An 8,203-nucleotide genomic window follows, 5' to 3' on the forward strand; every position below is an offset into this window, starting at 1 on the left:
GAGTAAACGCATGACGCAGCGCAATTCTTCCCTCTCCAATACCGCTACCGCCACCGCGGCCGCCCCCGGCCGCTGGCTGGTGCTGGCCATCGTGTCCAGCGCCCTGTTGCTGATCGTGGTCGACATGACAGTGCTTTACACCGCGCTGCCGCGGCTCACGCACGAGCTGGGCGTGACGGCTTCGTCCAAGCTCTGGATCGTCAACATCTACGCGCTGGTGGTGTCCGGCCTGCTGCTGGGCATGGGCACGCTGGGCGACCGCCTGGGGCACAAGCGCCTGTTCATGATGGGCCTGGCCGTGTTCGGCGCGGCCTCGCTGGCGGCGGCCTATTCGCCCAACCCGGCCGCGCTGATCGCGGCGCGCGCGGTGCTGGCGGTGGGCGCGGCCATGATGATGCCGGCGACGCTGTCGATCCTGCGCCTGACCTTCGCCGACGAGCGCGAGCGCGCCATCGCCATCGGCGTCTGGGCCTCGGTGGCCTCGGGCGGCGCGGCGCTCGGTCCGGTCATCGGCGGCATCCTGCTGGAGCATTTCTGGTGGGGCTCGGTGTTCCTGATCAACCTGCCGATCGTGCTGCTCGCGCTGCCGCTGGCGCGCCGCTACATCCCGGCCGGCCAGCCGGACCGCCAGCGCCCCTGGGACCTGGTCGGCTCGCTGCAGGTGATGGTCGGCCTGATCCTGACCGCCTACGCGCTCAAGGAGCTGGGCCGCGCCCAGCCGTCCTGGCTGGACGCCGCGCTGGCCTGCGCCGGCGGCGCCGCGATGCTGTTCATCTTCGCCCGGCGCCAGCGCGCGCGGCCCCATCCGCTGATCGACTTCGCCATCTTCCGCAACCGCAGCTTCAGTTCGGCGGTGGCCTCGGCGCTGTTCGCGGCGGCGGCGCTGCTGGGCATGGAGCTGGTGTTCAGCCAGCGCCTGCAGCTGGTGCTGGGCATGTCGCCGATCGAGGCCGCGCTCTACATCCTGCCGCTGCCGCTGGCCGCGTTCATCGCCGGCCCGCTGGCCGGCTGGCTGCTGCCGAGGGTGGGCAGCGCGCGCCTGCTGTTCGTCTCGCTGCTGGTGTCCGGCCTGGGCATGGGCGGTTACCTGTTCAGCTACGACGGCGCGCTGGCGTCGCAGATCGCCAGCCTGTGCGTGCTGGGCGTGGGCATCGGCGCCACCATGACGGCCGCCTCCAGCACCATCATGCAGAGCGCCACGCCCGAGCGCGCCGGCATGGCCGCGTCGATCGAGGAAGTCTCGTATGAACTGGGCGGCGCACTGGGCGTGACGCTGATGGGCTCGATCCTGTCGGGCGTCTACGCGCACACCCTGGACGTGCCCACCGGCCTGCCCGCGGCCGCGGCGCGCGACAGCCTGGACGAAGCGCTGGTCCTGGCCGAGGGCCTGTCCAGCGACGCGGGAGCCGCGCTGGCGCGGCTGGCCCGCGACGCGTTCGACGCGGGCTACACCGCGGTCATCGCCACCGCCACCGTGCTGCTGCTGGCCACCGCGTTGCTAGTGCTGGTGAACCGCTGGCGCGGCGGCGCCTAGGCGGCATCGCCCGGCCGCCGCGCTCCCACCAGGCTCAGCACGTAGTCCAAGAACGCGGCCTCGTCCGGCATGGCGCCGCCGCCCGCCGCGATGGCGTCGGCCACTTCCAGCTGACTGTGCAGCCAGTACTGGATCAGCGCGCCGGTGGTGATCATGGCCTGTCCGGCCGGAATGTCGGCGCGCACGAAGCCGGCCTTCTGGGCCTGCGCGAAGACCGGCACGAACAGCTGGTTCAGGCGTGCCGAGCGCGCCCGGCGCTCGGCTTCCTGCGCCCCCATCACGCGCCACAGCTGGAAACGCAGGGCGGCCGGATGCGTCTTCCAGTAGCGCAGATAGCTGCCCACCATGTCCGGCACCGTGCGCGCCGTGACGGGCTGGCGCGCGATCGGCTCGATCGCGTCCAGGAAATCCTCGGTGATGCATTCCCCCACCTTGGACCAGAGGCTTTCCTTGTCCTTGAAGTGGTGGTGGATCAGCCCCGGCGAGACCTTGGCTTCCTGCGCGATCAGCCGCATGGTCGAACCGTCGAAACCCAGCCGGGCGAACAGCGTCAGCGCCGATTCGAGGATCACGTCGCGGGCGTCGGGCGTCGTGTATTGCGAGCGCAGCTCTGTCATGCCGGGGGTCTCTGTGAGGATGGAATCAGCCATGTTACGGGTCCGGAATGCATTGATCAATTGACTGACCAAACGTTTAGTCAATAGAATTGCGACAAATTCTCATTAACCGCACTGGAGTTTGTCGTGTCCCCGTCCCCCGCGCTGCCGCGCCGTCGCCTGTCCCGTCCCCTGCTGCTGGCGATGTCGCTGACCCTGGCCCCGTTCTCAACGCGGGCGCAGACGCCCGCCACGGCCGCCGACGCCGCGCCGGCCGCGGCGGCGGCCTCGACCGCGCCCCAGGCCGGCGCCGCCGAGCTGCCTGCCGTCACCGTGACCGCGCGCCGGCGCGAGGAAAGCGCGCAGGACGTGCCCATCAGCATGACCGTGCTGAACGGCGAACAGTTGCGCGTCGATACCTCGCCGCAGGCCGGCAACGCCGGCCTGGCGCGCTCGGCGCCCAACCTGGCGTTCACCGACACCGGCGGCCAGAACTCCAACGTCTTCACCATTCGCGGCGTGGGCTCGTTCGCGCCGCTGTCGCCGGACGACACCTCGGTGGTGATGTACGCCAACGACGTGCCGCGCTCGGTCTACGGCGCGCCGCCGACGCTGCTGGACGTGAACCGGGTTGAAGTGCTGCGCGGGCCGCAAGGCACGCTGTTCGGCCGCAACACCCAGGGCGGCGCCATCAACGTGATCGCCAACCAGCCGGTGTTCGACCGCGAATACACCGTGCGCGGCGAGATCGGCTCGCACGGCCACCGGCTGGGCGAACTGATCGCCAACGAGGCCCTGTCGGACACCGTGGCCGCGCGCCTGGCGCTGCGCTACACCACGGTGGACGGGACCACCCCCAACCTGGCTTCGGGCGGCAAGGACGGCTGGGCCGACGTGGGCGCGGCGCGCGCCACGGTGCTGTGGACGCCCGGCGCCAACACCGTGGTGACGGTCACCGGGTCGTACGACCAGCAGAAAGCCGCTGCGCCGCGCTTCGTATGGCTGCAGAACCCGCGCTTTCCGCAGACCGCCTCGGATCCCGAGAACAAGATCGACTGGAAGGACAGCAGCGGCAGCGTCAAGGTCGAGCACGAGTTCGAGCACTTCACCCTGACCTCGCTGACCAGCTACCTGGATTCGCGCTCGCGCCAGGCCTTCGACCTGACCGACGGCCTGATCTATTCGGCGATGACCGGCCGGCCCGCGTCCGTGTACAACGTGCCCTACGCCGACTACGCCGACATCCGCTTCCAGGAACAGAGCTGGCAGCAGGAATTCCGCCTGAGTTCGCCGGAGACCAGCGCGCTGGGCTGGACCGTGGGCGCCAACTACTTCCATTCCAGTTTCCGCAACGACACCACCGCCAAGGCCTCGCCGGCGGCGTTCAACTTCCAGACCCAGAACGGCACCCAGGCCAACCGCATCAAGACCGACAGCGCCTCGCTGTTCGGCGAGGCCAGCGTGCCGCTCACGCCCAGGCTGAAGGCCCTGGCCGGCCTGCGCTACACGCACGAGGCCAAGGACGCGCGCTACCGCTACACCGGCAACGGCAACCCGGCGGTGGTGGCCAACTTCAGCCAGCACGACACGCTGTCCGACAATTTCGTCACCGGCCGCACCGGCCTGTCGTATGACTGGAGCGACGCGCTGATGACTTACGCCACTGTCTCGCGCGGCTATGTCTCGGGCGGCTTTGCCGGCGTGTCCGTCAACACGCCGACCGGCAAGCCGGAAACGCCGTTCGAGGCCTCGACCAGCTGGACCTACGAACTGGGCTTCAAGTCGCAATGGTTCGACCGCCGCCTGGACCTGAACGGCTCGGTGTTCCTGAACGAGGTCAAGCGCGGCCACCTGATCGTGTTCAACCCGTCGGCGCTGCTGTTCACGCCCGCCTCGCTCGACTACCGCAGCAAGGGCGCCGAACTGGAATTCGCGGCGCGCGTGCATCCCAACGTCAAGCTGATCGGCGGCGCCGGCTACACCCACGCCGAACTGGTCTCGGTGCCCGCCGGCAGCGCCACCGGCGCGCAATCGGGCAACCGCGTGCCCAACGTGCCGCGCCTGACCGCCAACCTCGGCGTGGAGGTCGAAGCGCCGGCGCGGCCGCTCGGCCTGCCCGGCCAGCTCAATGGCCAGATCGTCTGGCAGCACGTCGGCGCGCGCGCGGCGGACGTCAAGGAAAGCTTCACCCTGCCGGCCTACGACGTGGTCAACCTGCGCGCCGGCTGGCGCGACGGGCCGCTGGAAATCTACGGCTTCGTCTACAACCTGTTCGACAAGCAATACCTGGTGGCGGGCCAGAGCTGGGGCCCCACGGTCAGTTCGGTGCGGCTGGGACAGGAGCGCCTGGCCGGCGTCGGCATGAGCTGGAAGTTCTGACATGCGGACCGGCCAACCCGCCGCGCCCTGGGCGCGCCTGGCCGCCATCGCGGCCCTGTACGTGTCGCTGGGCGCGGTGCTCGGCTTCGTGCAGGGCGGCGTCGGCCCGATCCTGCGCGACAAAGGCCATGCGCTGGCCTCGATGGCGCCGGTGTTCGCGCTGTACCTGCCGTTCGGCGTGACCTTCCTGTGGGCGCCGCTGGTGGACCGCTGGCGCCTGCCCTGGCTGGGCCGGCGCAGCGGCTGGATCGTGGCGGCGCAAGGCCTGGCGGTGCTGCTGGTGGCCGCGATCGCGCTGGGCGGCGCGCTGTCGCTGGCCGCGCTGTTCGGTCTGGGCCTGGCGGCGACGCTGGCGGTCGCCACCATGGACGTGGCGCTGGACGCCTGGACGGTCGAGCACATCGCCGACGCCCATCGCGGCGCGGCATCGGCGGCCAAGGTCGGCGGCCTGTCGCTGGGCGCGGTGCTGGGCGGCGGCGTGCTGGTCGGCCTGTTTCCCCGCCTGGGCTGGGAAGGCGCGCTGCTGTGGCTGGCCGCCCTGATGGCGCTGGCGACGCTGCCGGCCTGGCGCCTGCCCGACCACGCCGCGCCAGCGCCGGCGCGGCAAGCCAGGCCGGGCCTGCGGGCCGCCCTGCGGCAGCCGGCCATGGCCGCGCGCCTGCTGCGCATCAGCCTGGTCACCTGCGCGCTGATGGCGCTGTTCAACCTGAACCGGCTGATGCTGGTGGACCTGGGCGTGCCGCTGGCGCGCATCGGCTGGGTGCTGGGCGTGGCCGCGCCGCTGGCCAACCTGGCGATGGCGCTGGCGCTGCCGGCGGCGCTGCGGCGCTACGCCCCGCGGCCCTTGCTGTGGGCCTTGCTGGCGGCCACCGTGGCCGGCGCGCTGGCCATCGTCATGGCCCTGCGCATCGGCAACGCCGACCTGGCCATCGCGGCCTCGATCGCGATCAGCGCCTGCGTCAGCGGCCTGTACATCGTCATGGGCGGCCTGATCCTGGGCTGGGCGGCGGGCGGCCAGGCCGCCACCGACTATGCGCTGCTGTACGGCCTGGGCCGCTTCGTCGGCACGCTGGCGCTGCTGGGCATGCCGGCGCTGATCGCCCGCATCGGCTGGCCGGCGTTCTATGCGACGGCCGCCGCCTGCGCCACGCTGGCCGTCGGCGTCTTCATGGCGGCGCTGCGAAAAACCTGATCCCTGTCGGCACAAAGGCGGCAAGCCCCGTAAACTTCCGGACATTCCCATTGAGATAGATCATCGTACCCAGGGTATGGCTTCGGATAGGCTTATGCGAAACGTGAAAGACAAGTCCGCCCCCGACAAGGACAGCTATTTGTTCTCCGACCAGATTGGACACCTGCTGCGGCGCGTGTACCAACGGCATACCGCCCTGTTCCAGCAGTACATCCCCGACTCGCAGCTGACCGCGGCGCAGTTCGTCGTGCTGTGCTCGGTGCGCGACAACCAGGGCAGTTCGCTGGCGGATATCGTCAAGGCCACGGTCATCGACCAGGCCACGGTGCGCGGCGTGGTCGACCGGCTCAAGCAGCGCGAGCTGGTGCGCGTCGACCACGACCCGCACGACCGCCGCAAGGTGGTGATCAACCTGACCCCGGTGGGCCAGGAGCTGGTGCGCAAGATGGAGCCCTTCGCGCTGCAGATCACCGAAAGCACCTACGGCAAGCTCAATCCCGCCGAGCGCCTGGCGCTGGAATTCCTGCTGCGCAAGATGATCGAGGGCGACGCCGGGGAATGAGGCCTGCTAAATGAGGCGTACGGGCTCCCGGCATACGGGCGTCCGGCGTCCGGGCGTCCGGCATACGGGCTGCCGGCGTCCGGGCAACCCGCATCCGGGCGGCGCGCGTCCGCCCGGATAAGCCCCCTTCCCCTGACGGATCAGTCCAGCGCGCGGTTGCGCGACTCGACGTCCACCGCTCGGATCGACAGGGCCGCGGCCAGCAGCATGGCCGCCAGCACCGCCAGCGCCAGCGTGAAGTGGGTGGCCATGATGGGCGCGATGATGGCCGGCGCGAACAGGCCGCCAAACCGCGCCACGGCGCCCGCCAGGCCCATGCCGCTGGCGCGCAGGTCGGTCGGGTAGACCTCGGGCGTGAAGGCGTACAGCGCGCCCCAGGTGCCCAGCAGCGCGAAGCTCATCAACAGCGTCGAGCCGATCACCAGGAAGCTCGAGGTGCCCAGGCTGTACAGCATGCACCCCACCGCGCTCAGGATCAGGAAGCCCACCAGCGTCGGCTTGCGGCCCCAGCGTTCCACCCCGTAGGCCGACAGCGCGAAGCCCGGCAACTGCACCAGCGCCAGCAGCACCAGGAATTCCTGGCCGCGCATGAAGGCGAAGCCCTGGCTGCTGAGCTTGATCGGCAGGTAGACGAACACGCCGTAGTAGGCGATGGAGATCAGCGCCCAGGCCAGGCACAGCGCGATGCTGCGGCGGCGCAGCGTGTTCGAGAACAGCGCCGACAGCGGCTTGCGCTCATGCAGTTCCGGCTTGAGCTCGGGGATGTCGGTCGGACGTCCGTTGACGCGGGCCACGCGCTCGAGCACCTTGCGCGCCTGTCCCGACTTGCCGTTGCGGTTCAGGTACATCGGCGACTCGGGGATGTAGAAGCGCAGCACCACGCCGATCAGCGCCGGCAGGCCGGTGACGAAGAAGATCACGCGCCAGGCATCGTCGCCCCACGACAGCGCGGCCAGGGCTAGCAGCGCCAGGCAGATCGTGCCCAGGGCCCAGAACGACTCCAGCAGCACCAGCCAGCGGCCGCGGCGTTCGCTCGGCAGGAACTCGGCCATCATGGTGTAGTCCACCGGCAGCGTGCCGCCGACACCGATGCCGGTGACGAAGCGCAGCAACAGCAGCCAGGCGAAGTCCGGCGCGAAGGCCGAGGCCACGCCGGCGCAGGCGTCGATGACCACCGCCATCATCAGCACCGGCCGCCGGCCGATGCGGTCGGCCAGCCGGCCGAAAGCGAAGGCGCCGATCAGCATGCCGACGAAGAACGCGGTGCCGGTCTGCAAGGCCTCGGGCACCGGGATGCCGAAGGTGCGGGCGATCGAAGGCGCGCTGAAGCCGATCGACAGCACCTGCATGGCGTCGGCCAGCCAGACCAGGCCGAAGATCATGAACAGCCGGTACTGGAACTTGCCGACGCCGGCTGTCTTGATGCCTTGTTCCACCGTGATGAATGAAGCTGACATATGCGTGATTCCCTTTGTGTGTCGCGCGCAGGGTCCGCGCCCGATACGGGCGTCGGCCCCGGTCCGGTACGTGGCCGACCCCGCGGATGCGGGATGCAGCAACGCCCCTCGGCGCCGGGCAGGCGTCGATGGAAAACCGATGCGCGCGATGTTGTGTCGCGAGGCGCGGCCGGATCCGCCATGGATCGCGAGCCGCCGCCCCGTCTTCCCCTTACTGCGGCTGCGCGTGCTGGCGCAGCTTGCCTATCGTCGTCGTGTCAACTGGCCAAGCCTCTTCCTCCGGCGCGAACCGCGCGCGCAAATAGTCGATCAAATCGCCGATCTGCCTGTCGTCCAGGCTGTTGCCGAACGCCGGCATGTAGCCCAGGGCATCGTCGGCCGGGGCCTGGATGCCATGGAGGATCACCTGGATCAGGTTGTCCGGCGATGCGGCGTGCAGATTGGTGTTCTGGCCCAGCAGGGGCTTGACCCCGAACAGGGTCG

At 70.1% G+C, this 8,203-nt stretch carries 7 protein-coding genes; 4 read left to right on the forward strand and 3 right to left on the reverse strand.

All coding sequences use genetic code 11. From position 1 onward, the window contains the following. Positions 1 to 10 precede the first annotated feature (10 nt). Positions 11 to 1,534, forward strand: coding sequence for an MFS transporter (locus AOZ53_RS14035; protein WP_054488261.1), 1,524 nt, complete (start codon positions 11 to 13; stop codon positions 1,532 to 1,534). Here AOZ53_RS14035 and AOZ53_RS14040 read toward each other — a convergent pair. Next, the gene (locus tag AOZ53_RS14040) at positions 1,531 to 2,184 is read right to left on the reverse strand and encodes a TetR/AcrR family transcriptional regulator (protein ID WP_231689948.1); all 654 of its coding nucleotides are present in this window, start codon (positions 2,182 to 2,184) and stop codon (positions 1,531 to 1,533) included. The genes AOZ53_RS14035 and AOZ53_RS14040 overlap by 4 nt on opposite strands. Positions 2,185 to 2,334: 150 nt before the next feature. Here AOZ53_RS14040 and AOZ53_RS14045 point away from each other — a divergent pair, with 150 nt between their 5' ends. The 3 genes from AOZ53_RS14045 to AOZ53_RS14055 all read left to right on the forward strand — a co-directional run bounded on the left by AOZ53_RS14045 (position 2,335) and on the right by AOZ53_RS14055 (position 6,263). Next, positions 2,335 to 4,509: a TonB-dependent receptor gene (locus AOZ53_RS14045; protein WP_054488302.1), complete on the forward strand. Its 2,175-nt coding sequence runs from the start codon at positions 2,335 to 2,337 to the stop codon at positions 4,507 to 4,509. 1 nt (position 4,510) lies between these two features. Further along, positions 4,511 to 5,701 carry an MFS transporter gene (locus tag AOZ53_RS14050; protein ID WP_054488263.1) on the forward strand — a complete coding sequence of 397 codons (1,191 nt, stop codon included), beginning with the start codon at positions 4,511 to 4,513 and terminating at the stop codon, positions 5,699 to 5,701. A 94-nt stretch (positions 5,702 to 5,795) separates the two neighbouring features. Beyond that, positions 5,796 to 6,263, forward strand: coding sequence for a MarR family winged helix-turn-helix transcriptional regulator (locus AOZ53_RS14055; RefSeq protein ID WP_054434753.1), 468 nt, complete (start codon positions 5,796 to 5,798; stop codon positions 6,261 to 6,263). Between the two features lie 140 nt (positions 6,264 to 6,403). On the opposite strand, the gene AOZ53_RS14060 is transcribed toward AOZ53_RS14055, so the two are convergent. Next, a complete protein-coding gene (locus AOZ53_RS14060; protein ID WP_054434751.1) occupies positions 6,404 to 7,720 on the reverse strand; it encodes an MFS transporter in 1,317 nt (438 codons plus the stop codon). A 211-nt stretch (positions 7,721 to 7,931) separates the two neighbouring features. Then, positions 7,932 to 8,203, reverse strand: a 272-nt coding sequence (locus AOZ53_RS14065) for a c-type cytochrome (protein WP_054488265.1), incomplete at its 5' end; no start/stop codon positions are given.

It is taken from the genome of Achromobacter sp. 2789STDY5608621, assembly GCF_001299375.1.
Classification (GTDB): Bacteria; Pseudomonadota; Gammaproteobacteria; order Burkholderiales; family Burkholderiaceae_B; genus Achromobacter; species Achromobacter insuavis.

Coding starts and splice junctions, on each gene's coding strand:
- AOZ53_RS14050 (WP_054488263.1), top strand. CDS start 4,511: ATGCGGACCGGCCAACCCGCCGCGCCCTGGGCGCGCCTGGCCGCCATC.
- AOZ53_RS14045 (WP_054488302.1), top strand. CDS start 2,335: ATGTCGCTGACCCTGGCCCCGTTCTCAACGCGGGCGCAGACGCCCGCC.
- AOZ53_RS14055 (WP_054434753.1), top strand. CDS start 5,796: ATGCGAAACGTGAAAGACAAGTCCGCCCCCGACAAGGACAGCTATTTG.
- AOZ53_RS14060 (WP_054434751.1), bottom strand. CDS start 7,720: ATGTCAGCTTCATTCATCACGGTGGAACAAGGCATCAAGACAGCCGGC.
- AOZ53_RS14040 (WP_231689948.1), bottom strand. CDS start 2,184: ATGGCTGATTCCATCCTCACAGAGACCCCCGGCATGACAGAGCTGCGC.
- AOZ53_RS14035 (WP_054488261.1), top strand. CDS start 11: ATGACGCAGCGCAATTCTTCCCTCTCCAATACCGCTACCGCCACCGCG.